General features: G+C 48.1%; 24 protein-coding genes. 8 read left to right on the forward strand and 16 right to left on the reverse strand.

Annotated elements, in window-relative coordinates; translation table 11 throughout:
- Positions 1-23: 23 nt before the first annotated feature.
- The 3 genes from H6F90_RS13980 to H6F90_RS13990 form a co-directional block, all read right to left on the reverse strand.
- Positions 24-671 carry a MotA/TolQ/ExbB proton channel family protein gene (locus H6F90_RS13980; protein ID WP_190553042.1) on the reverse strand — a complete coding sequence of 216 codons (648 nt, stop codon included), beginning with the start codon at positions 669-671 and terminating at the stop codon, positions 24-26.
- Between the two features lie 108 nt (positions 672-779).
- On the reverse strand, positions 780-1580 hold the full coding sequence (locus H6F90_RS13985; protein WP_190432875.1) for a DUF2993 domain-containing protein: 801 nt from the start codon (positions 1578-1580) through the stop codon (positions 780-782).
- Positions 1581-1920: 340 nt separating this feature from the next.
- Complete coding sequence (locus H6F90_RS13990) at positions 1921-2400, reverse strand: hypothetical protein (protein ID WP_190553043.1); 480 nt, start codon at positions 2398-2400, stop codon at positions 1921-1923.
- A gap of 245 nt (positions 2401-2645) precedes the next feature.
- Between H6F90_RS13990 and H6F90_RS13995 the strand changes: the two genes are divergently transcribed.
- Positions 2646-3122 carry a hypothetical protein gene (locus tag H6F90_RS13995; protein WP_242016817.1) on the forward strand — a complete coding sequence of 159 codons (477 nt, stop codon included), beginning with the start codon at positions 2646-2648 and terminating at the stop codon, positions 3120-3122.
- 71 nt (positions 3123-3193) lie between these two features.
- Positions 3194-3910 (forward strand): phycobilisome rod-core linker polypeptide, encoded by a 717-nt coding sequence (locus H6F90_RS14000; RefSeq protein WP_190553044.1) that lies wholly within the window; start codon positions 3194-3196, stop codon positions 3908-3910.
- Positions 3911-3914: 4 nt separating this feature from the next.
- Here the strand turns inward: H6F90_RS14000 and H6F90_RS14005 are convergent, their stop codons facing one another.
- The 3 genes from H6F90_RS14005 to H6F90_RS14015 all read right to left on the reverse strand — a co-directional run bounded on the left by H6F90_RS14005 (position 3915) and on the right by H6F90_RS14015 (position 6169).
- Entirely contained in the window at positions 3915-4337 is a 423-nt protein-coding gene (locus tag H6F90_RS14005) for a DUF1824 family protein (protein ID WP_190553045.1), read from the reverse strand.
- A 78-nt stretch (positions 4338-4415) separates the two neighbouring features.
- Positions 4416-5540: a CIA30 family protein gene (locus H6F90_RS14010; RefSeq protein WP_190553046.1), complete on the reverse strand. Its 1125-nt coding sequence runs from the start codon at positions 5538-5540 to the stop codon at positions 4416-4418.
- A gap of 203 nt (positions 5541-5743) precedes the next feature.
- Positions 5744-6169, reverse strand: coding sequence for a hypothetical protein (locus H6F90_RS14015; protein ID WP_190553047.1), 426 nt, complete (start codon positions 6167-6169; stop codon positions 5744-5746).
- A gap of 8 nt (positions 6170-6177) precedes the next feature.
- On the opposite strand from H6F90_RS14015, the gene H6F90_RS14020 reads away from it, so the two are divergent.
- Positions 6178-7077, forward strand: a complete 900-nt coding sequence (locus H6F90_RS14020) for an alpha/beta fold hydrolase (protein WP_190553048.1) — start codon at positions 6178-6180, stop codon at positions 7075-7077.
- A 5-nt stretch (positions 7078-7082) separates the two neighbouring features.
- Here the strand turns inward: H6F90_RS14020 and H6F90_RS14025 are convergent, their stop codons facing one another.
- The 3 genes from H6F90_RS14025 to H6F90_RS14035 all read right to left on the reverse strand — a co-directional run bounded on the left by H6F90_RS14025 (position 7083) and on the right by H6F90_RS14035 (position 10090).
- Entirely contained in the window at positions 7083-7883 is an 801-nt protein-coding gene (locus tag H6F90_RS14025) for a hypothetical protein (RefSeq protein WP_190553049.1), read from the reverse strand.
- Between the two features lie 444 nt (positions 7884-8327).
- Complete coding sequence (locus tag H6F90_RS14030; protein ID WP_190553050.1) at positions 8328-8690, reverse strand: hypothetical protein; 363 nt, start codon at positions 8688-8690, stop codon at positions 8328-8330.
- A 26-nt stretch (positions 8691-8716) separates the two neighbouring features.
- The gene (locus H6F90_RS14035; RefSeq protein WP_190553051.1) at positions 8717-10090 is read right to left on the reverse strand and encodes a GH1 family beta-glucosidase; all 1374 of its coding nucleotides are present in this window, start codon (positions 10088-10090) and stop codon (positions 8717-8719) included.
- A 303-nt stretch (positions 10091-10393) separates the two neighbouring features.
- Between H6F90_RS14035 and H6F90_RS14040 the strand changes: the two genes are divergently transcribed.
- A complete protein-coding gene (locus H6F90_RS14040) occupies positions 10394-11041 on the forward strand; it encodes a YdcF family protein (protein ID WP_190553052.1) in 648 nt (215 codons plus the stop codon).
- Here H6F90_RS14040 and H6F90_RS14045 read toward each other — a convergent pair.
- From H6F90_RS14045 to rpaB, 7 genes are all read right to left on the reverse strand, one after another.
- Positions 11025-11360: a DUF2288 domain-containing protein gene (locus tag H6F90_RS14045; protein ID WP_190553053.1), complete on the reverse strand. Its 336-nt coding sequence runs from the start codon at positions 11358-11360 to the stop codon at positions 11025-11027. The two genes, H6F90_RS14040 and H6F90_RS14045, sit on opposite strands and share 17 nt — an antisense overlap.
- Before the next feature lie 24 nt (positions 11361-11384).
- Positions 11385-12497, reverse strand: a complete 1113-nt coding sequence (locus H6F90_RS14050) for an AI-2E family transporter (protein ID WP_190553054.1) — start codon at positions 12495-12497, stop codon at positions 11385-11387.
- Positions 12498-12639: 142 nt separating this feature from the next.
- Positions 12640-13299, reverse strand: a complete 660-nt coding sequence (locus tag H6F90_RS14055; protein ID WP_370588020.1) for a lysophospholipid acyltransferase family protein — start codon at positions 13297-13299, stop codon at positions 12640-12642.
- Positions 13300-14181, reverse strand: a complete 882-nt coding sequence (gene fabD / locus H6F90_RS14060) for an ACP S-malonyltransferase (RefSeq protein WP_190553055.1) — start codon at positions 14179-14181, stop codon at positions 13300-13302.
- Positions 14182-14222: 41 nt separating this feature from the next.
- Positions 14223-15215 (reverse strand): beta-ketoacyl-ACP synthase 3, encoded by a 993-nt coding sequence (locus H6F90_RS14065; RefSeq protein WP_190553056.1) that lies wholly within the window; start codon positions 15213-15215, stop codon positions 14223-14225.
- A gap of 2 nt (positions 15216-15217) precedes the next feature.
- Complete coding sequence (gene plsX, locus H6F90_RS14070) at positions 15218-16252, reverse strand: phosphate acyltransferase PlsX (RefSeq protein ID WP_190432843.1); 1035 nt, start codon at positions 16250-16252, stop codon at positions 15218-15220.
- 319 nt (positions 16253-16571) lie between these two features.
- Positions 16572-17303 carry a response regulator transcription factor RpaB gene (rpaB, locus tag H6F90_RS14075; protein WP_190432840.1) on the reverse strand — a complete coding sequence of 244 codons (732 nt, stop codon included), beginning with the start codon at positions 17301-17303 and terminating at the stop codon, positions 16572-16574.
- Positions 17304-17475: 172 nt separating this feature from the next.
- Between rpaB and radA the strand changes: the two genes are divergently transcribed.
- The 4 genes from radA to H6F90_RS14095 all read left to right on the forward strand — a co-directional run bounded on the left by radA (position 17476) and on the right by H6F90_RS14095 (position 21314).
- Positions 17476-18996 carry a DNA repair protein RadA gene (radA, locus tag H6F90_RS14080; protein WP_190432839.1) on the forward strand — a complete coding sequence of 507 codons (1521 nt, stop codon included), beginning with the start codon at positions 17476-17478 and terminating at the stop codon, positions 18994-18996.
- A gap of 54 nt (positions 18997-19050) precedes the next feature.
- Entirely contained in the window at positions 19051-19452 is a 402-nt protein-coding gene (locus H6F90_RS14085; RefSeq protein WP_190553057.1) for a biopolymer transporter ExbD, read from the forward strand.
- Between the two features lie 323 nt (positions 19453-19775).
- Positions 19776-20459 (forward strand): HEAT repeat domain-containing protein, encoded by a 684-nt coding sequence (locus tag H6F90_RS14090; RefSeq protein WP_190553058.1) that lies wholly within the window; start codon positions 19776-19778, stop codon positions 20457-20459.
- Positions 20460-20837: 378 nt separating this feature from the next.
- On the forward strand, positions 20838-21314 hold the full coding sequence (locus H6F90_RS14095; protein WP_190553059.1) for a tetratricopeptide repeat protein: 477 nt from the start codon (positions 20838-20840) through the stop codon (positions 21312-21314).
- The last annotated feature ends 7 nt before the right edge of the window (positions 21315-21321 follow it).

Below are 21321 nucleotides of genomic sequence, written 5' to 3' on the forward strand. Positions count from 1 at the left end.
TTCAACAGTGGAGCGATCGCAGCTCAAGAAGAAGCATAGGGCAAGTCATCGCGCTCATAGCGGCGGCGATACAACAGTTCCAACTGCCCGCCGTATTCTTGAATGAGCGCAATTTGCCGTTGATATAACCCTCGGAACGTATTGGCAAATAGCAGCGTAAAGATAGCCACAATTAATCCAGAGGCAGTAGAAATCAAGGCTTCACTAATGCCAGCCGTTACCCCAGTGGCATTAGTACCCCCCAAATCTCCGACCCGCAACGAGGCAAAAGAGCCAATCAAGCCCAAAATGGTCCCCAGCAGGCCTAGGAGGGGTGCAATGCTAATGATGGTCTCAAAGACGGTATTAAAGCGCTTGAGCAAGGGCAGCTCCGCTTGGGCCGCACTTTCTAAGGCCAAGCGAAATTCCTCTGGTGAGGGCTGCTCTAGTTCCATCGCAGTCAAAAAAATGCGAGTGATGGGCAGATCAGCATTCTGCTCTAGTCTCTGAAATGCCGCTTGAGGACTGCGCTTGTATAAGCTCAGCGCTTCGCGCACTACACGGTCTTGCCGTTGGGTAATCCGGAACCAAAAGGCAGCTCGCTCCAAAATCAAAGCCACTGCCAGGATCGAAAATCCCAACAATGGCCACATTACAACGCCGCCTAAGATAAATAAGTTCGCGAATGCCATGCTAGATCAGCTTCAAGAAGAGAAACAAGTTCACCTTGAACAGCTTACCAGTTCAGACTTGAGTTCGAGACGCGATCGCTCGCCTTTAAACTCCCAACTCAAAAGCAACTAACCGTTACCTGGAAAGCGATCGATCTGAGCATAACCACTAAAAATCAGCTTTTTACCTTGAGTCTCCAAACGATTGATCCGCATCATCACTCCATCTAAGTTGAAGCGATCGAGATCAACCATTTCATTCAAAACTTGAGCAAAGGCTTTAGTCAAAATTTCAGAGATAGCGCGTAAGGATTCATCCACCGCCTCTGGCTCAAACTGAGAATTTTGAAACAAAATCCGTCGTCGTCTTTCCACATCAAGGGTCGCAGTCATACTAACTGGAACGGCATCACAGTTAGGTAAGTCAGTTTTAGCCAAGATTTTGACTTGATTATCGGGCAGCAATTGTAGCTGCACTTCCCGAAATGAAACTGGCTCTCCCCCAGACAGGTTGGTTAGTTCCGGCATGGTGAGATTTTGCAGACGCTTTTGTACCAGCTCAGACTGAAACGCTTGGTTGATGCCGTCTTCGGTCAAGGTGACTTGAGCCACAGCTTGGGTTGACTGCTTTAAACGGATTTTGCCACCCAAAATCGACCCAAAATCAATTGAAACTGCATCCGTCTCAAATGACATTTCCTCGACCCAAAAATCCTTGCGGATGATGAGGCCACGACCACTCATCTTGAAGCTGTCAATGCTGCCCTGGAGGAGTTTGCTGGAAGGGAAGCAACGGACAGCAACCTCCACTGATTCGCTCTGGGTAAACAGATGACGAATACTTTGGCTGGCAACCGTGTTGAGCATACGCTCACCAAAGTCGGTGCCTGAGCCGGGAGGAGTTGTCAAACCAGAAAGACCGCCAAACATGCAGGTTCTCAATTGAAACAGCTCTTCACCTTTTGTAACAAAATATGAAGAACACAGCAATCAATTTGTAACCTTGGGCTTAGTTAAAGATAGTAACCCATAAGGCCCAAAGATGCGATCGCCGACTTGAAAATCCACAATTAGGTTTACCTAGAAGGCTTACAAGTAAATGATCCCAAGCAACTTACAGCCTAGAAAAATACTTTTCTTTTAGGTGGTGACTAGATAAGTTTATCTAATTGCTAGCCCAGGATATTTCAATGCATAGGGGCCTGTTAGAGATACGGCCACGAACCCAAGCAATAAAACTTTTGGCCTAGCGCTAGGTCAATTTCAGACTCTAGAAAATTTCTTCTAGCCGACGAACCCAGTAATTGAGCGAAGGGAGTGGGTCACGGTTATAGAACGAGGGTGAAACGCCAGCAAATACATAGTAGATTTCGCCTTCGTCACTCACTTCAAACGTCGCATCAAACTCTTTAGCCCAGCCGTCTAAATGCCGACGAGCGATCGCGGGTTCCAGACGAGCTGCCGCTGAAAAATCTAGCAAAGATAATCGGCCTTGCTTAATGTGCAAAGTTTGAAAAAATCGCTCTCGGATCAGCCGTCGTTTCGCCGACGCACCTAGAAACAGCAAGCCAGCGCCAATCAAGGCAGGTGCTAAGCCAAAGAAAACCAGCAACATAGAGAGCAGCGCTAGAATCCCCCCTGTAGCATGACTCGCAGCAATACCTAGCAAGATGGCAGTAGAAACGGTACCACCGCTAAAGAGCAATGCGATTCCCAGGGCTTTTCCAACTAAACTTAAAATCCAATTCATTGCTTTGGCTGACCTGTCTGTTGATGGTTGATTCCAAGCACTTACCTACCCCTAGGCTAACTTGTTCTTCAATAAACCTGCATGGTCTCTTGATGCAGGCCAACCTCTCAACCCGCAATTCTTGCACTATGTACAAGCGGCAAAAAGATTGTATTAAGAATCACTGCAATCTGTTGAGCTAGTTATTGTGGCAGGGCAGTCTGAAGAAGCAGTGCTTCTAAAGTGACTTAGTTCAGCGCCGAACCATGATGCATACTCTCAATCACACGCTTGAAAAAAATATTTTGGAAGCGGATGGTCGCTATCTCAGCTCTCGCGAGTTGGACCCGCTAGAACAATATCTCCAAAGTTACAAAGTCCGTTTAGAAACCTATCAGCAGTTACGCGATCAAAGCGACAAGCTTGTTCTACAATCCCTGCGTAAGTTAGCTCAAGCTTACCCAGAAATTATTCAGCAACATGGTCAGCGCTGTAAGTACGACATGACCGAGGTTTTGCGCTATATTGCTGTCTCAATTCTGCGAGACGATGAAGTTTTCTTTAAAGAACAAATGATGTCTTGGCTCGACACAATTTTGCTAGCCCACCGCAAAACTAGCCAATGCATGATCGCCTATCGCGCTTTACAAGAAGCCATTACTAGCGGTTTGTCTCCTGCTAGTGGTAGTTTGGTACGCCCCTACCTCGATATTGTGCTGCAATCACTTCAGTCCCACGCTTAACCACAAAGCTTTCCTAACTCCATACGCCCGATTCAGGTATTTCACCTCAATACCTTTACGGGAGACCCACAATGAACCAAGTTCAGCCAATTACCGTCAGCCGCCACTCTTCCCAAGAAGAGCGTCGCTTTGCTTTGACTCAAATTTATCGCCAAGTGCTAGAGCGCCAGCCCTATGCCTACGAGCGTCAGAGTCTGGCTCAAATTGAGAAAAATTTCTTGAAAGATAAAATTGGAGTGAGACGGTTTCTCAAAGAATTAGGTCATTCAGAAGTTTTTCTGCAAGCTTTTTATCACCACGCTTCTAATCTCAAGTTCTTAGATTGGTGCTTCAAAAAGTTCATGGGCCGCGCTCCCATGAATCAAGAAGAAATCCAACTTTATTGCGATATTTTGATGAAGCAAGGAGTGGGTCAGTTCGTGACCACCATACTTGATTCAGAAGAGTATCGGAAGGCTTTTGGCTGCTTCACTGTGCCTTACCCACGGGAGCAGAAGTATTATGCGTCTCCCAAGGCATATTTAGAATCTCAATTGTTGAATCACGAGCATTTTGGTCAGCGGGGTTGGGGCGTTCCGACTCATTACTGGCATCAACTGGGGCTTAACTGTGATGGAGGGGTGTGTCGGCATCCTGAAGCTGATGAAGTCTTAGCTCCCCTTAGTTCTCAAGGTGAAGATGAAGAACTCTGGGATCTAGTGAAGTTGTTTGAATCTTCTGACCCTGGGCAGGTGGTAGCAGCGCTTTCAATGGAGCAGCGTCGGGCTTTGCGCAAAGCGATGCTTTAAAAACTCACGCAGCTTCTAGGAATAAATCTAGGGGTAAGTGCCCATAGGTTTCATTGATGCCATTACTCAGAGCCGACTGGCAGGAAACCAAAACTCCGCGATGAGAGCCTGGGTAAGGGCTGGCATAGCATAAGCCTGTTTTAGAGTTGAATTTGATGTAGATTGGCCCCTCGATCGAGTCCACTGTTACTTCGTCTGCGTTGTAACCCAAGGCTGGCAAATAACTCTTGAGAGCGGCTAAACCCTGAGTCAGGGTATCAGCACAAATACCGAACATCTGATAGTCGCAAAGATTCGTCACGAATAGGAGTGCTTGCCGAACTAGAGTATTTGAGGGTAGAGACTCGGTAGCGCCTTGCTCGATACAAGTAAAGGTTTGAAGGATTTTGTGCGCTGCTTCAACTGTCAGCTCTGGCAGGGGTTGCATTAGGGTTCAGGATGCTTTAATCAACGGATTCTGATCCTTACCTTACCTGTTAGTGCGATCGCCTTCTCAATATCACCCTCAATTCACCGCTTTTTCAAAAGTACGATTGCAAGCTTCGGGTTGTGCTAAAACCTGTACGCACAACTCAGCAATATCTTTTGGATTGGCTGTCTCTTGAGAGCGATCGCCTGTTATTTCTGTTGATTGGTGGAGACGAATGATCGTGTGTGGAATCCCACTCGATCGCACCCGTTCTTCGTCTTGTGAAAGGGACGTTGAATCACTCTGGAGTTGGGGAGAGGTGGCGACGCTAAGCAAGACAAACTGAGGTAGGGTAGGTCCGCCGTAAGCTTTGACAGAGGCAATTTCGAGCTGAAAGGGGCCAGGGGTAAATTGAGGGTTCAAGGCTCCGTCATACTCAAACTTGCTCAGCATGAACTGGCAGGAGCAGATACGGTTGGGGTCGAGCGGGCCATCGTTAGGTACAGTTTTAGCCCGAAAGACTGGCACTAAAGCACTGAAAGGAATTTCGATATTTATCCATTGATCAGAAACAGTGTCAAAGGAATGGGAATAAGCGACACCATCCCATTTTTCTTCAGTTCGCAGCAGAAACTTATAGCGGTTGCCGTCGCCCTTGACTCGTAGCTTGATGCCTTGGTAATTGCCTAGAGCGATCGCGGATGAGAAGTTACGAGTGCGGATGGAGGCAAAGCCGCCGGAGTTGGCAGTTGAGACATTGCCTACAAATAAGGCACTGCTGTCGCTGAGGCGCATCTCGCTTTGGCTCACTCCGCCCATCACCACATCATCAACCGCGCCCCAAAGCTCTTTTAGATTCGCGGAGGGGTAGGTGAAATCAAAAAGGGTATTTTCTCCAGGCTGGCTCAGGACAAGGGCAGCAGCTTGTGCCAAATTTTGCACATCGAAAAATGCGGTTGGGCTGTGGGCATTGATGCCAGCAGATAATAGGGCAACGTTAGGACAATAAACGATCGCGTCAATACTACCCAAAGTCTTCGAAGTTAGCGTGTCGGGTTGGGTGACGTCTGCCACGATCAAGTCTGCCTCCCCGCCCAAAATTTCTTGCCCTTGCGATAAATTGGGTACGAGCGATCGCACTTGATACCCTTGCGCGAGTAACCGCTGAACAACTTGCTGCCCCAGAGCGCTGGTTGCTCCTGCCACTAAAACCACACCCATGCGCTTTGCTCCAGTTGGGGAATTGATCGGATGCTGAGTCTGGCCTTTGAACAGTCGTTGTAAGCAACTAAAAAGAGGAATGACATCAAAGTAGGCCAACGTTTTTAGAAATCGGCTTGCATCCCATGACGTGGAGTTTCTAGGGGCCATACTGCTTTTTCAACAATTCTCTCAAGTGTATGGAGCAATTTTGTCTCCACTCATTAAAGTAGCGAACAAACCTTATTCGCCAGATCTTCATTTTGGTAGGGTTGCTCGGTCCAATTGGCAGGTGAGCCGATTAGGTCACGGTACATGACCTCTGCTGTTTGGCAATTCACATTCAACTGCTTGAACTCAAAGACCCCGTTACACAGGGAACCGCCAACTTCTCCGCGCATTTGAAGAACTCTCACAGTCAGCAGGGGTGAGTTGTCTGATGCTTGAGACAGAGTGGCAGGATTGGCATAGTTGCTACAACCGCTTCTTGTGTCTTCTAGCAATAAGCTGTAGCGCTCGGTAACAAAATCGTAGGTTTCTTGATCGGGCAAAGCAGCACGAACAGGAACAATGCTAGCTAGAGAAAGCGCGATCGCCGTTATCAGAGTGAGAGTTTGTTTCATATCCTTAGGAGTGAAGATACTAAGCATGACAAGATATGCTCCAGTTTCAACCTCCGGGTTTTCGGCAAAGTGTAGTTCAAACCTCTTTAGGTTCGATCGCCTACTACACTCAATCCCACAGGCCAGAATCTTGGTTTCCAGCCAATAGCGATGAGTTACCTCCACTCGTTTTTTTACACAGCTTTGGAGGTGGAGCTTCCGCTTATGAGTGGTCTAAGGTTTATGCCGCTTTTGCTACTACTCACCGAATTATTGCGCCAGATTTAATAGGTTGGGGACAATCCGCCCATCCGGTGCGAGATTACCAAGTGGCTGATTATTTAACAACTTTAGGGGAGTTTCTGCAACAGGTATCTGAGCAACCTGTCTGTGTCGTTGCGGCTTCTCTTACAGGGGCGATCGGGATTCGCTTAGCCATTCAACAGCCCCATCTCTTGCGATCGCTCTTTCTGGTCTGCCCCGCTGGATTTGATGACTTTGGGCAAAGCGCAGGCCGTCGCCTCCCTCTGCAATTAATCCGCACGCCCCTACTGGATAGCCTCATTTACACAGTAGGAGCGACAAATGAAGTGGCAGTACGGAACTTTCTGGAGCGATTTCTTTTCGCTCGGCCAGAGCGGGTTTCTACAGAAATGGTGGCTGCTTACTTAGCTTCCGCTCAGCAACCCAATGCTGAATATGCGGCACTGGCTTTTTTACGTGGTGATCTCTACTTTGACTTAGCTCAATATTTGGGACAGCTCACTGTACCAACTTGTATGGTGTGGGGGGAGCAAGCCCAATTTACAAGTGTTAGTCTAGGGCAGCGTTTGGCTCAACTGAACCCCAAGGCAGTGCAAGCTTTTCAAGTGATTCCAGACGCAGGCGTATTGCCACAGTTGGAACAACCCGCAATTGTGATTGGGTTGCTATACCGATACCTACAAAGCCTCTAGATTCTTTAAGCCCGTCCTCTATTCGGCATTGCTGCACCAACAACCACATCAGACAAAACTGGATTTCTGTCAGCATCGATCCGAATGCGGACTTCCTGAATGCAATCCCCCAGGTAAGAGAGCAGTGTATAGATAAAAATTAGTACCCCCACCATCTCTAGAGCTTCTTCGCAGGTCATCATTAGCGTATAGACTCCTGCCTCCAGGCTAAGTCTTAAGCCTTGCGTCCCCCAAATGCGCGTCCCATACTGGTTGGCATAGGCCCCGTCTATCATTTCCATGCCTAAAGTCCCAGCAACGTAGAGCGTGCCTGCGAGCACAACCAGTCGCTTGGTGCGGGGAGGCAAATCAGTCAAAAACTTGAGATAGGCGATCGCGACAACGCCTACAAAAAGGGCACCGGGAACGACCCAAGCAAAGTGTAGAACCCCACCGCCATTGCTGCCGAGCAAAGCTCTAAGCGGTTCAATGGTTTTTTCATGAATACTAGTCCATTCGTCAGCACCGAGGAAGAGAAAAATACAAGACAGAAATCCCCAATGCCAAACATAGCGATCGCGATTTTGACGCTTAACCCAAGTAATGAACGCTAGCAGAAAAGCGCAAATGAATAGCGTTGCCGCCGAATACAAACTAGGCAGATTTTTTTCTCGATCTAGATCAAAGATATGAGCCAACGACGTAATCCACTGGCGATCGCTACCCCACAGAACCTTGGAAAGTTGCCCTAACAGACTGAAGGAAAGCAAGCCTAGGACAACAAACGCTAGAAATTTAACAACTTTTTTAGAGGAGATAGAAATCATGGTTGCTCGGTACCTTCGAAGCGTGGACTCAGCAAGTTAGCAGAAAAAGTTATCCACCCTAATGAGATAAGGACAAAACAGGTATATTTTTCCTGATTTAGATAGAGGCTAATACAGGAAAAATCATGGTAAGAAGCAACCTTTAATCAGAAATTCCAGCCTTAGAAACGGTTAAGCAAAGGTTAATTTTAATTTAATCTCTACTTAATTTGGCTTGACTTCCTTAATCTCTATTTAAACTAACGATGTATTTTTAGCGATATTTGATGAAGTTTGTGTAAAGCAAAAACTGCCAGAGATTGAGAACCAACCTCAAGCTAGAACAAGCTCTAAAGCTTTTATGCGCTAAATGTTACCAAGGTACGATTGGTCATCTCTGTACTATTACTGCCTTGCTCGATGCCAACGAACTCATCAAAGACTTAGGAGAAATAAGCTCAACCGTTAGCGCTCTGAATTCAATTGCTCTGCCAAAAGTTGATTTTGTTCCACAGTCAAAATCAACTTTTGGTAAAACTCATTTTTTAGGTCGAGAATTAAATAGTTTTTGTCATCTGTGACATACCAAAACTCCCGACCCTGATCTGTGTAATAAGTCCCAGCTTTAATTACACCTGGCACAAAGGTTCCAGGTAGCTTTACTTCTTTCCAGATGAGTTTTTTCCAATTACTTGAAGGCGCGGTTGTGGTAACTCGCTCGATGTGATCAAGAGGGATTTGCCAAGTGTAATTGAACTGCAAAGCCCAGAGTTTTTCCCAGAAGTTAAGTTCAATGCAAAGTCTGTTGCTGTTAATAGTCACATGCATTGAAGTTTTGCTTCCCTGGTTGAAGACTACACAACGCGGTTTTGCCGAATACACTCGCTATACCAATGGTAGCTAGCCTTAGGAATCCGGGCTTGGGTGGGGTAGTCGGTGTAAATAATCCCGAAGCGGCGATCGTAGCCCCAAGCCCACTCAAAGTTATCCATGAAGGTCCATAGAAAGTACCCTTTAAGTGGGTAGCCTTCACTAATCGCTCTCTGAGACGACTTGAGGTGTTGCCGCAGATACATAATGCGATCGCTATCCATCACAGTGCCATCGGGTCGCAATTCATCTTGAGCCGCGCATCCATTCTCGGTAATGAAAACGGGCAAGTCAGGTCTGCCTAGAGTTTCGCTGATGTGGCGAATGCTCCAATAAATACTTTCCGGTACGATATGTAGCCAAGGCATGTGCATCCGAGGATAACCAGCAGGGAAGTCGAGGACTTCATACCCCTGTTGATTGTCAGACGCTTGGACGTAGCTACCGAAGTAGATATTGAGGCCGATCGCATCTAAAGGTTGGTGAATATTTTCTAGGTCGCCATCTTGAATGTCTGGGGCATTAGCACCCAGTTTCTCTAATAAATCTGGGTTGTAGGCTCCGGTTAAAACTGGAAAAATAATTCCACCGTTGGACATGAGAGAGCCAAAGGCTTTTTGGGCAGCAGCAATGTGCTCTGACGACTCGATCAATGGCACTGTAGTAGTAAAGTTATCTACCAAAGCCACGGAGCAAGGCCCAGGAGAAGCTGCCCGAATCGCTTGACAACCCAACCCATGAGCCAAGATGGCATGGTGAGAGGTTTGCCACACTTCTTTCAGCGTCTTAACGGTAGTTCCTGGGGCATGAACCGGGATTTGGTCAACTGCGTACCCCATATGGGTAAAGCAAGAAATCTCGTTGATCGTCATCCAGTGGGTAATGCGATCGCCTAAACGACTGACTACTGCGCTCACATAGTCAGCATAGGCGTGGGCCATTTCTCGGCTTTGCCAAGATCCAAAGCGGTCTTCTAAAGCTTGGGGGCTATCCCAATGAAACAGGGTGGCGTGAGGTGTGATGCCATGTTCCTGGAGACAATCAACTAAACGCTTGTAAAAATCGAGCCCTGCTTCGTTCACTGGACCTATACCAGTCGGCACAATCCTGGGCCAAGCAATGCTGAAGCGGTAATGCTTAATTCCCAATTGGGCCATTAAGGCAATATCTGCTTTGTAACGATGGTAATGCTCACAGGCACTTTCGCCTGTATCTCCGTTTAGAACGCGTCCCGGAGTCGCACTGAAGGTATCCCAAACACTGGGCTTTCGGCCATCTTCTGCAACTGCCCCCTCAATTTGGTAAGAGGCAGTGGCTACGCCCCAAGTAAAATCATCTGGGAATGAGTAGCTGGCCATAGAACCTCCAATGCGGCTAAATTCCTGCCACTGAATCTGTAGGGTACTGTCTCTTCAGGGTACTAGTCTCAGCCAGCGATCGCCCATGAAATTGAGCCACTTTTCCTGACTATTCGTTAGTGGGGGTGAACCATGCTAAGGAGTGGTGCGTCAAGGTTAGCAGAAAGCATAGAATTTCACCATAAAAGAGCGATTCTCCACAAGTTTGCTTAAATTTGAGGGTACTCTTTTACTGGGGAATCACTCGCTGTCGTGCTAGGAACGACCTAGGGGCTCCAGGTTACACTATTTACGATTTTAAGTATGCAGTCGAGGGAAGCTATCTATCCTAGAGCACAGCAAGGTAAACGCTCAAAAAAGTCTCAGTCTCGCCGCAAGTCATTTCCGTGGTTGATGCTGTTACTTCCTGCTGTCTTGTGGTTAGGGTACCGAGAAATTAGAAGTTACTTCCGGCAGCCCCAAGCGGTGCTAGTCCTAGGTGGTGCTCCGGAGCGGGAAGTATTTGCGGCTGAATTTGCGCGAGAACATCCTCAAATATCAGTCTGGATTTCAAGTGGGAGCAATCCAGAATATACAGAGTGGGCCTTCGCTGAGGCAGGAATTGCACCCGATCGCGTAATTATCGATCGCGAAGCCGTTGATACTGTCACCAACTTCACAACCTTGGTCGATAAATTCAAGGCGGAAGGGATTGACAGCGTTTACCTGATTACCTCTGACTACCATATGCGCCGAGCCCAAGTGATTGGTGAAATTGTTTTAGGTAGTCGGGGAATTGATTTTAAGCCAGTATCTGTCCCTTCTGGGCGATCGCCAGAATCGCTGGAAAAAGCGGTGCGAGATGGGGCTAGAGCCATACTTTGGGTTGCGACAGGTCGGACAGGCTCGCGTCTCAGTCAGCTCCTCAATACATCTGAGGCTCCTGAGCCAGCGGTTAACAACTTCCCTTAACTTCAGGAGTATCAGAAGGGACAGATAGCTCTTGAACTAAAACGTAGGGCCGCACAATCAAGGCGCTAAAGCGTTTCTCTTGGTCGCTGTTCCAGTTAGACAATTGAGTTGCAGTCGGCTTAGCTAATAAGTTCTGCTGAATCCAGTTCTGCACTTCGGCTACATTATCACTGGCGATCGCCACTCCTACATCTAACAAGCTCAATCCTGGAGCTACAACCAGCAGCACATCTCGCTGAGCATGAGGCATCAACCAGTTCCACTCTGCCTCATCCAGCATCTCTGCTAAATCTGCTCTAACACTCTCCAAACCTGACATTGACCACGACCTCTTAAACTCGGCTCATTTTAGCGTGTCTTCTTGTAACGTGTCTTCTTGACGCACTTGCTCCTGTAACACTTTTTCAGCGGGTTCCGCTTTCATTTCATCAATTTCAAATAAGCTCACTAAGACAGCAGCAACAGGAATCGCCAAAAAAATTCCTAACAGACCTGCCACTCTTGCTCCTACTAGCAATGCAAAAAAGACGATCACAGGATTGATATTGAGTGATTCTTGCATCACTCGTGGGGCAATAAAGTTATCTTGGACTTGTTGCAAAACAACTGAAGCCACTAAGACTTGTAGCGCCAACCAGGCACTCTGAGACAAAACAATTAGCGAAACCAACGCCACGCCTAAGGTCGCTCCAATCCCCGGAATCGTATCCAGAATCCCGACCATCATGGCTAAGAGCAAGGCAAACGGGACCTGTAAAATTAAAAATACTAAAAAGCTAGTGGTGGTCAGAAATACAGTGAGCAAAAACTGGCCACGAAAAAAACCTAAGAACTTACGTTGCACAACTAGCGTGAACCGAGAGCGCAGATGAACAGGCACCAGTTTCATTAACAATTGCCAAAGCCGCCTGCCATCTAGCAACATGAAAAAGGCAACGACTGTAATTAGAATGAAATTAATAAAATTAGAAAAAAATACGCCTAATGCCGCCAGTCCCAAACCAATACTTGTCCCAACTTCCGACAAGAACTGGGTTTGAAACTGTCTTTGAATCTCATTGAGCTGAATTGGAATATTGCGATCGCGCAGAAACCGTTCGATGCGTTCAGTCAAGGGAATTAAAGAGTTGAGGACTTCCGAAATTCTGTCAACTAACTCTTGAGCCTGAGACGCTAAAGTAAAACCTACCGTTACTGCCAGCCCGCTAAACAGAACCAAACTAGAAATAAACACTAAACCAATAGCTAAACCGCGCGGCAAAAACCGTTGTAACCACCGCACTGGATAGTTAAGTAACAATGCCAAAACTGCTGCTAGGGTAAATGTGACAATTACAGTCTCGAAATACGCTAGTAGCTGTACCAAAGCCCAGCCAGATGCAAATAGTAATAAAAAGCGAACGAGTGCCACATTATTCAGTCGGTCCCAGAAATCTCTGGCAGGTCGTTCATTCATATTTACAACAGGCAACAAGCCAAGAGTTTGTGATAGGTGTTATTCGGTGAGGAAGCTCAGAACCATGCCTATTTTCATGGTGTCCTTAGCTACTCGCAAACTCTCTTTGGTGGTAGTTCGTTGCTCTAAAGGGTATTGGGATTTATCGCCCTAAATCGTGCATGGCATGAATCACCTCAACACACTGCTGAGTCACAGCTTCTAGTTCTTCTCGCTCTGTCGATCGCGGCGGTGGAATTGGCTGTCCAATCCGAATTGTCAACGGCACAGGTCGAGGTGTTGCTGAGCCTTTACGGATAATAGCTTGGGTGCCCCATAAGCTTACGGGCAGCAATGGAGCTTGAGTTTTAGCCGCAATCAATGCCGCTCCCAGTTTAGGACCAGGGATACGACCGTCCACGGTGCGCGTACCTTGCAGAAAAATACCTGCGGCCCATCCCTGATCTAAAGCAGCCATAGCCTCTCGAATGGCACTCCGATCTGCCGAGCCGCGTTTGACTGGGTAAGCTCCGTAGAGCCGAATCGCTTGCTTAAGCACGGGCACCTGAAATAGTTCCTCTTTCGCCATGTAAGCCACGGGTCGGCGGACACAGCAGGAAACAATGGGCGGGTCGAAGTCGCTAGCATGATTGCTGACGATCACGAGTGGTCCTTGGTGGGGTACATGCTCTGCCCCATAAATTCGTCCTCGGAAATAGCTATGCAGCATAGGGCTGACCACCGACCACTTGAATAGGTGGTAGAGGAAGAGGCTAATTCGAGGTTCGCGGCTTTTGCCCATCAGTGTTGGTTTGCTACTCACTTAGCTGGGGAGATCCGCAACAGTGCTGACGTTCTCTAGGGCTAAATCAGGAGCGGTGCGTTTAATTAAACCAGTTAGGACTTTACCGGGTCCAATTTCTACAACTCGGCCAATTCCTTCTTCTGGTAAACGCAGAGAAATTTCTCGCCAACGTACCGATCCGGTCATTTGCCGCACTAAACGCTGCTTGAGTTCGGCAGCCGCGATCGCTGGAGTAGGTTCTACATTCGACAAGACCGGGATCTGAGCATCAGCAAAACTCACAGTTTCTAAGACTTGCTGGAATTCTGCCGCCGCGTCGGCCATCAAGGGCGAGTGAAATGCGCCTGACACATTGAGGCGAACCATGCGTTTCGCTTTAATTTGAGATAGAACAGCTTCAACCCCAGCCGGAGTGCCAGAAATCACCACTTGGCCTGCATTGTTGTCATTGGCTAAGACCACGTCAGCAGTTTGAGCAATTTGTTGCTCTAGTTGCTCGCGATCGAAGCCGATCACAGCCGCCATCATGCCATCAGAGGCACTATCCATCAGCTCGGCTCGACGCTTCACCAAGCGCAGTCCAGACTCAAAATCAAAAGCTTTAGCTGCGTAAAGTGCGACATACTCGCCTAAGCTATGCCCTGCCACCAAATCAGCTTGTTGACCTCTCGCTTGCATCAAGTCAACTAAAATGCTTTCCACAACATAAAGACAAGGCTGGGTATAGAGGGTGCGCGATAGCTTGTCTTCTTCGCTTTGACAGACTGCCGAAACCGACCAACCCAAGATCTGTTCTGCTTGCTCAAACTTGGTTTTTGCTTCGGGTAGCTCTAGCAGATCTACCCCCATCCCAATTGCCTGAGACCCCTGTCCAGGAAACACCCATGCCGTCTTTGTCATGTCTAGTTGATATCAGCGGATCAAGATTCAAACTTTATCACTTATCGGCCCCACTGGAAAATTGCCGCTCCCCAGGTCAGCCCAGCCCCAAAGCCAGAAGCTGCAATTACATCTCCAGGTTTAATTTGACCTTGCCGTACTACTTCATCTAGGGCAATGGGAATAGAAGCAGCAGAAGTATTCCCATACCGAGCCAAGTTGCTAATCACTTTCTCGGCAGGCACCTTTAACCGTTGGGACACGGCATCAAGAATGCGTTGATTCGCCTGATGCAATAGCAACCAATCAATTCGATCAATGCTGAGTTCTGAGCGATATAGCGCTTTTTCAATCACTTCTGGAACTCGCTTGACTGCAAAGCGGTACACTTCCTGCCCGTTCATGGTCACAGGTTGATAGGAGCCTAGACCCACTGTCACCCCAGGCAAGAGTTCTTGAGGCTGAGGTTGGCAACTCAAATTGAGCGAACTGTTCTGGGTGCCATCGCTGCAAATTTCAAATCCCAGCAGGCGATCGCTCTCATTGGCTTGAATGACTACCGCACCCGCACCATCCCCAAACAGCACACAAGTGCGGCGATCGGACCAATCGACCCAGCGGGACAACATATCGGCCCCAATCAACAAGACGTTTTTGTATACGCCTGTACGAATAAATTGGGCCGCAGTTACCAAGCCAAACACGAAACCAGAGCAAGCCGCAGTCAAATCAAAAGCGACTGCTTTGGTAGCGCCCAGTTCCGCTTGAATTTTGCTAGCGGTGCCAAACAAGTCGTCTGGAGTCGAAGTCGCCAGAATGATCAGGTCGAGGTCAGCCGTTGTAATTCCTGCCATGGCGATCGCGTTTTGAGCCGCCTCAGTCGCGATCGCCGCCAGAGAAACTTGTGGACTAGCCAGTTTTCGTTCCCGAATTCCCGTCCGAGTGGCAATCCACTCATCTGAGGTTTCTACGACCTGGCTCAACCCTGCATTATCTAAAACAGTTTTGGGAGCCGCTGACCCACTCCCAGTAATCGCAATTCCAGATGGCAACACGACTACTCTCCCTCACTTGCAGGGGCAGTCTTTCTTCCATAACACGACTGAATCCGATCTAAAACTTGATGATCAACAGCTTCCTTCGCTAGTCGCACCGCATTAAAGATAGAAGGCGCTTGAGAGCTACCATGACTGATAATGCAAACACCATCTACACCCAGAAGCAGACCGCCCCCATGCTCTGCGTGGTCCATCCGCTGCTTAATGCGCTTCAGATTCGGCTTTAATAGCGTGACGCCCAACTTGCCATTCAGACCTTGCGGCAATTCCTCTCGCAGAATTTGCAAAGCAACTTCACCCACTGCCTCAGCAAATTTCAGCAGAATATTACCGACGAAGCCATCGCAGACGATCACATCAAACTGACCTGATAGAACATCGCGGCCCTCAGCGTTGCCGACAAAGGGGATTTTGGGGTTATCTTGCAACATTTGATGGGTGCGAACAGCTTGGTCATTGCCCTTGCAAGGTTCTTCACCAATATTGAGCAAGCCAACTTTGGGAGTTGAAACACCCAGAACATACTGACTGTAGATAGTACCCATCTGAGCAAACTGCTCTAAGAACTTCGGGCGACAATCAACATTGGCACCAACATCCAGAATTAGCACTGGCTTTCCAGCCACTAGGGTTGGCAACACAGCTCCGATCGCAGGTCGATCAATGCCACGCAACCGCCCCAAGCGCAGTAATGCTGCCGCCATTGCTGCTCCTGAGTGCCCCGCAGAAACCACTGCGTCAGCTCGCTTCTGCTTAACCAAATCCATTGCCACATTAATAGATGCCTTAGGCTTCCGCTTTAGGGCACCTAGGGGCTCCTCATTCATCTCGATTGTGCCTTCGGATGGAATGATTTCCAGATGAGCAGAGCTATTATGTTGCTTGAGGTAAGCCTGGATTTGGTCAGGGTCTCCCACTAGCAAAGCTTCAATACCGAGTTCTTCTTGCGCTCGCAGCGCTCCAGCGACTATTTCAGCAGGGGCGTGGTCCCCGCCCATAGCATCGATTGCGATCCGTGCCCGAGTTGGTCCCATTGATCAAAGTTATAGAAACCTTACAAATTTTATCAGATGGCTTCTACGCCATCTTCAATTACTAACAGTCTACTCAGTCACTTCAACAAATTTTGCGGAAGTGCAAAGATTCGCCAAAATTATGCCACTCAAGCTGTAGCTGTCAAGGCTGAGCGATCGCTTTACTGCTTTACCAGGCGGCTAAGCCCTTGCTTGGAGCCTAGCCGAAAAGTAGTTGGTACGCATCCAATCAGCCACAGTGAGTGAAACCGATGCAGCAGGAAAGAGTAGAAAAGTAAGCGGGCGTAGTTAGATCTGATCAACAGCGATGAACTGAGCCTTACTCATCTGCACCAGGCTCAACAATCCGCTGGAATAGATAGCCAGTACCGCGTGCAGTCAGGATCAATTCAGGATTGCTGGGATCATCTTCCAACTTGGCCCGCAGGCGAGAAATGTGAACATCTACAACCCTGGTATCTACGTGGCGCTCAGGTGTGTAGCCCCAAACTTCCTGCAAAATTTCTGAGCGAGAGAAGGGTTCTCCAGAACGACTCACCAGTAGTTCCAAGAGACTGAATTCCATCCCAGTCAGCCGAATCCGTTCGTCACCTTTGTAAACTTGGCGCTTGTTGGTATCAATGCGCAGAGCATTGACGTGGATCACGCCAGAGCTAGGAATCCCTGAAGTGCCTGTCTTCTCTACCCGACGCAGCACCGAGCGGATTCGAGCTTCTAACTCTTTGGGTGAGAAAGGCTTCACCACATAATCATCCGCGCCCAGCTCTAGCCCAGTAATGCGATCGGCGACATCACCTAAGGCTGTTAGCATAATGATCGGCACATCGGACTCCTTACGAAGCTCCTGACATACACCGTAGCCATCTAGCTTCGGCATCATTACATCTAAAACAACCAGATCAGGTGAAGCATTGCGAAATGTGTCTAAAGCTTCTTCACCATCAGCAGCCGTGACGACATCATAGCCAATCATCGAAAGCCGAGTTTCTAAGATGCGGCGGATACTGGCTTCGTCATCAACTACTAGTATCTTTTCTTTGTGATTTTCCAACTTATCCAACGCTCCTGTAAGTAGGATTTCTGATAGTTAATTTTTAGTACTTTATCATTAAGATAGTACCCTATTTAGACGGTTGAATGCCGCTGAAACTCTCATCATTATTGCCTTTCGGTTTTTCTTAACAATTAATCCGTCTTTGAGAGTATTTAAGAATAGTTAAGTAATGCCCAAAACTCGATCCCACTATGTTTGCAACCAATGTGCTGCCGAATCCCCGCAGTATTTTGGGAAGTGCCCATCGTGTCATGCTTGGAACTCTTTAGAAGAGCAGATCGTTAAATCTAACCCTGCTGCTGCCACTCCGATTGGTTTGACTGCTACCGCTCGCCTCAATGGTAAAAAACGTGCCTCCTCAACTACATCTGTGCAGGCTCGCTCATCTCTCACCTTTGAACAAATTTCTGATCATCCGCAAGCGCGTGTTTCTTCTGGCTATACAGAGTTAGATCGCGTGTTAGGGGGCGGGATTGTACCTGGCTCTCTGGTCTTAATTGGTGGAGATCCCGGGATTGGTAAATCCACCTTGTTACTACAGGTCGCTAATCAGCTCGGTTCTCAGCATCGAGTGCTCTATGTTTGTGCAGAGGAGTCTGGGCAGCAAGTGAAGCTGCGATCGCACCGATTAGGCATTGGCAAGCAGCCTCCTGTGCAGTTGCAGCAACGTTCAGCGGAAGAAGCTGCTGCAGCGACGGGAGATCCGGGGCCAAACTTATATGTTTTGCCAGAAACAGATTTAGAAACCGTTCTGGCAGAGTTGGAATCCTTAAAACCGACAGTGGCAGTGATTGATAGCATTCAAGCGCTCTACTATTCAGCTTTAGGCTCTGCTCCTGGGTCTGTATCCCAGGTGCGCGAATGTACCTCAGCTTTGATGCATGTGGCTAAGCGCGAGCACATTACGCTGTTTATTGTGGGGCACGTCACGAAAGAAGGGGCGATCGCGGGACCTAAGGTATTGGAGCACTTAGTTGATACGGTGCTGTATTTTGAGGGCGATCGCTTTGCTAGCCACCGCCTATTGCGCTCGGTAAAAAACCGTTTTGGGGCAACTCATGAGCTAGGTGTCTTTGAAATGGCCGATCGGGGATTAGCAGAAGTTTCTAATCCATCCGAGCTGTTTTTAGGCAATCGAGAAGAGGTTGCGCCTGGCACGGCTACGATTGTGGCGTGTGAAGGCACCCGTCCCATCGTCGTAGAACTCCAAGCGCTGGTTAGCCCCACCAGCTATAGCTCTCCTCGCCGCTCCACCACAGGGATTGAGTACAACCGCTTGTTACAAATTCTGGCAGTTTTAGAAAAGCGGGTCGGCATTCCCCTCTCTAAGTTGGATGCTTATGTGGCTTCATCGGGTGGCCTCAATGTCGGTGAACCTGCGGCTGATTTGGGTGTAGCTGTTGCCGTCGCTGCCAGTTTCCGCGATCGCGTCGTCGATGCCAAAACTGTCTTAATTGGGGAAGTAGGCTTAGGCGGGCAAATTCGCCCAGTCTCGCAAATTGAGCTGCGCCTGAAGGAAGCCGCCAAACTGGGATTTAAACGCGCCATCATTCCTAAAGGGCAAACCGTTCCTGATATTGATCTAGAAATTATTCCAGTGGCCAAAGTGTTAGATGCGATGATCGCCGCCTTACCAGGCCAACCCCGACATACTGTAGAGGCAGTCCCGGATGCAGTCGAAGCCTCGTAGACCGTGGTAGCACCGCTACAATGGCTCTAACGTCGTTACCAGCGAGAGGAACTGATGCGTCTACCCTCTGAACCGGATGTGCCGCCACAGATTAACATCGTGCCGATGATCGATGTAATCTTTGCCATTTTGACCTTTTTCATCCTCTCATCGCTCTATCTGACCAGTTCTCAAGGGTTACCTGTCAATCTTCCCAAAGCGGCAACTGCTCAGGCCCAAAGCTCAACTCGCATCACAATCACGATTGATCCGCAAGGCCAAATTGCCCTCAACCGCCAAGCGATTCCACTAGATGCTTTAGAGGTAGGGGTACGCAACCTGATTCCCTCTGGCCAAGAGTCGATCGTAGTTTTGAACGCAGACGAAAACGTCAGGCATGGCCAAGTTGTGCAGGTGATGGATAGCTTGCGTCGCGTTCCGGGAGCACGTTTAGCGATCGCAACTCAAAGACCCTAGCGATATTGGTTCCCTCTCCGCTCATGTCGTTGCCTCGCCTTTCCAATTCCAGCAGTTGGGAAAAGCGAGGCAATCTTTATTAGTGGCCTCAAGTTTTTTGATTACTGAAGAAATTTTTAAGTTTTTATAGTCAATTTTTTATATTTTTTATAAAACTTAATACGGATAATATTGTCATGGTTGGCCTCTAAAGTTTCTGCGAACTACTACCTCAGAAGCTTTTCAGCATTTTCTACTTTTGTTTAACTGGATGGAGTGAAATCAACACTCCCTTAAGCAAGGGAGAAAGTGTAAAAATTTGTAATATAGCAAGATTAAAGTATATGACTCATTCTCATCTAGAACAAATTGCCAGCCAGCTAGAAAGCGAAAACTCACGCGATCGCATGTTGGCTTTGGCTTCTTTGCGGGGAGTTTCAGCGGCTGACGCAGTACCCCTGATTAAAAAAGTGCTGGACGATGAAAACTTACAAATTCGCTCAATGGCCGTGTTTGCCTTAGGCATCAAGCCCACTGAAGAGTGCTACCCCATCTTGATCCGCCTGCTAGAAAACGACCCAGATTATGGCATTCGGGCTGATGCGGCTGGAGCCTTAGGTTATTTAGCCGATCCTCGGGCATTGGAGCCGCTGTCTCGTGCTTTTTATGAAGATACAGATTGGCTCGTGCGTTTCAGTGCAGCGGTCTCTCTAGGCAATTTGAAGGATCACCGAGCTTATGATGTGTTGGTTCAGGCGCTAGATAGCCATGAGATTGTGGTGCAACAAGCGGCGATCGCGGCCCTAGGTGAAATTAAAGCCGTAGAGGCAGTAGACAAGATTCTGCGGTTTGCTCAATCCGAAGACTGGCTAGTTCGCCAACGCCTCGCTGAAGCGTTAGGTCATCTCCCAAGTCCTAAAAGTGTCTCAGCTTTGAAGTTTCTAGAGAAAGACAGCCATCCTCACGTTTCCGAGTCGGCTAGGATCTCGCTGCAACGTTTATCTGAGCAAACCGAAACCGCCGAATAGAACTCGTTAATCGATTCGTTAACCAACTCAATAACCTGTCTGGTTCTAGTATCAGGCAGGTTTTTTGTTACTTGTAGGTTTACAACAATTTTCGATTCGTTAACCCAACTATTTCGCGAAAGCGGGTCTTGGGTTTACCCAGTGCCAAAACCGGGTTATAGATAACTTATCAGCTCAGTGTACAGAGGCCGAATCTTGGTTAGATTACACTTCCTTGATGCTTTTAATGCTTTTACTCCTCTGTCTATAAAGACTCCAAAAAGATTGGTTCTTGGGTCTCTTCAGTGTTTCTGGCTTTGATAGAGTCAAATTACGGCCAAGGGGCATCTTAAGTAATTTTTTTAACATAACTAAGCGCAAAAACACTGAGTAAAAGCAATGCCAGTTTCTAATTCATGGTGGTTTAAGTTTCCGATCGCCATTGGTTTAACCGCAGCGATCGCCGCCTCTGCTTACGGCTTTGGGATTGCCAACAAAGCGCCTGCCAGCAAACTTCAAGCAGCTGATCTGCTAGAGCAGGGCTTTTCGTTACGAGCCGCAGGTCAATTGCCAGAAGCTCTAGCAGCTTTTGAGCAAGCCATTGAGACCAAGCCGAACTACGCTGAAGCCTACACAGCCAAAGGAGCTTTACTAGCAAAACAAGGCAAAAATTCCGAAGCGATCGCTGCCTTTGGTCAAGCAATTGAAGCTGATCCGCAGTTAGCCGCTCCTTATCTAGGCTGGAGCCAAGTGTTGATTCAGCAGGGCAAGTTCATGGAAGCCAAGGTAGTGCTAAGTCAAGCCCGCAGCACCCTTAAACAACAAAGTGACACTCAGCAAACTAGAGTAGTGAATCACTTAATGTCCAGCTTCTAGACGGTCC

Source organism: Trichocoleus sp. FACHB-591, from assembly GCF_014695845.1.
GTDB lineage: Bacteria > Cyanobacteriota > Cyanobacteriia > FACHB-46 > FACHB-46 > Trichocoleus.

Bases quoted from the DNA above. Each gene is read 5' to 3' on its own strand.
- H6F90_RS14010 (WP_190553046.1), bottom strand. From the start codon at position 5,540: ATGGGTGTGGTTTTAGTGGCAGGAGCAACCAGCGCTCTGGGGCAGCAA.
- H6F90_RS14020 (WP_190553048.1), top strand. From the start codon at position 6,178: ATGCTCCAGTTTCAACCTCCGGGTTTTCGGCAAAGTGTAGTTCAAACC.
- H6F90_RS13980 (WP_190553042.1), bottom strand. From the start codon at position 671: ATGGCATTCGCGAACTTATTTATCTTAGGCGGCGTTGTAATGTGGCCA.
- H6F90_RS14025 (WP_190553049.1), bottom strand. From the start codon at position 7,883: ATGATTTCTATCTCCTCTAAAAAAGTTGTTAAATTTCTAGCGTTTGTT.
- H6F90_RS14035 (WP_190553051.1), bottom strand. From the start codon at position 10,090: ATGGCCAGCTACTCATTCCCAGATGATTTTACTTGGGGCGTAGCCACT.
- H6F90_RS13990 (WP_190553043.1), bottom strand. From the start codon at position 2,400: ATGAATTGGATTTTAAGTTTAGTTGGAAAAGCCCTGGGAATCGCATTG.
- H6F90_RS13985 (WP_190432875.1), bottom strand. From the start codon at position 1,580: ATGTTTGGCGGTCTTTCTGGTTTGACAACTCCTCCCGGCTCAGGCACC.
- H6F90_RS14000 (WP_190553044.1), top strand. From the start codon at position 3,194: ATGAACCAAGTTCAGCCAATTACCGTCAGCCGCCACTCTTCCCAAGAA.
- plsX (WP_190432843.1), bottom strand. From the start codon at position 16,252: ATGGGACCAACTCGGGCACGGATCGCAATCGATGCTATGGGCGGGGAC.
- fabD (WP_190553055.1), bottom strand. From the start codon at position 14,181: ATGACAAAGACGGCATGGGTGTTTCCTGGACAGGGGTCTCAGGCAATT.
- H6F90_RS14040 (WP_190553052.1), top strand. From the start codon at position 10,394: ATGCAGTCGAGGGAAGCTATCTATCCTAGAGCACAGCAAGGTAAACGC.
- H6F90_RS14005 (WP_190553045.1), bottom strand. From the start codon at position 4,337: ATGCAACCCCTGCCAGAGCTGACAGTTGAAGCAGCGCACAAAATCCTT.
- H6F90_RS13995 (WP_242016817.1), top strand. From the start codon at position 2,646: ATGATGCATACTCTCAATCACACGCTTGAAAAAAATATTTTGGAAGCG.
- H6F90_RS14090 (WP_190553058.1), top strand. From the start codon at position 19,776: ATGACTCATTCTCATCTAGAACAAATTGCCAGCCAGCTAGAAAGCGAA.
- H6F90_RS14050 (WP_190553054.1), bottom strand. From the start codon at position 12,497: ATGAATGAACGACCTGCCAGAGATTTCTGGGACCGACTGAATAATGTG.
- H6F90_RS14085 (WP_190553057.1), top strand. From the start codon at position 19,051: ATGCGTCTACCCTCTGAACCGGATGTGCCGCCACAGATTAACATCGTG.
- H6F90_RS14030 (WP_190553050.1), bottom strand. From the start codon at position 8,690: ATGCATGTGACTATTAACAGCAACAGACTTTGCATTGAACTTAACTTC.
- H6F90_RS14095 (WP_190553059.1), top strand. From the start codon at position 20,838: ATGCCAGTTTCTAATTCATGGTGGTTTAAGTTTCCGATCGCCATTGGT.
- H6F90_RS14015 (WP_190553047.1), bottom strand. From the start codon at position 6,169: ATGCTTAGTATCTTCACTCCTAAGGATATGAAACAAACTCTCACTCTG.
- H6F90_RS14045 (WP_190553053.1), bottom strand. From the start codon at position 11,360: ATGTCAGGTTTGGAGAGTGTTAGAGCAGATTTAGCAGAGATGCTGGAT.
- radA (WP_190432839.1), top strand. From the start codon at position 17,476: ATGCCCAAAACTCGATCCCACTATGTTTGCAACCAATGTGCTGCCGAA.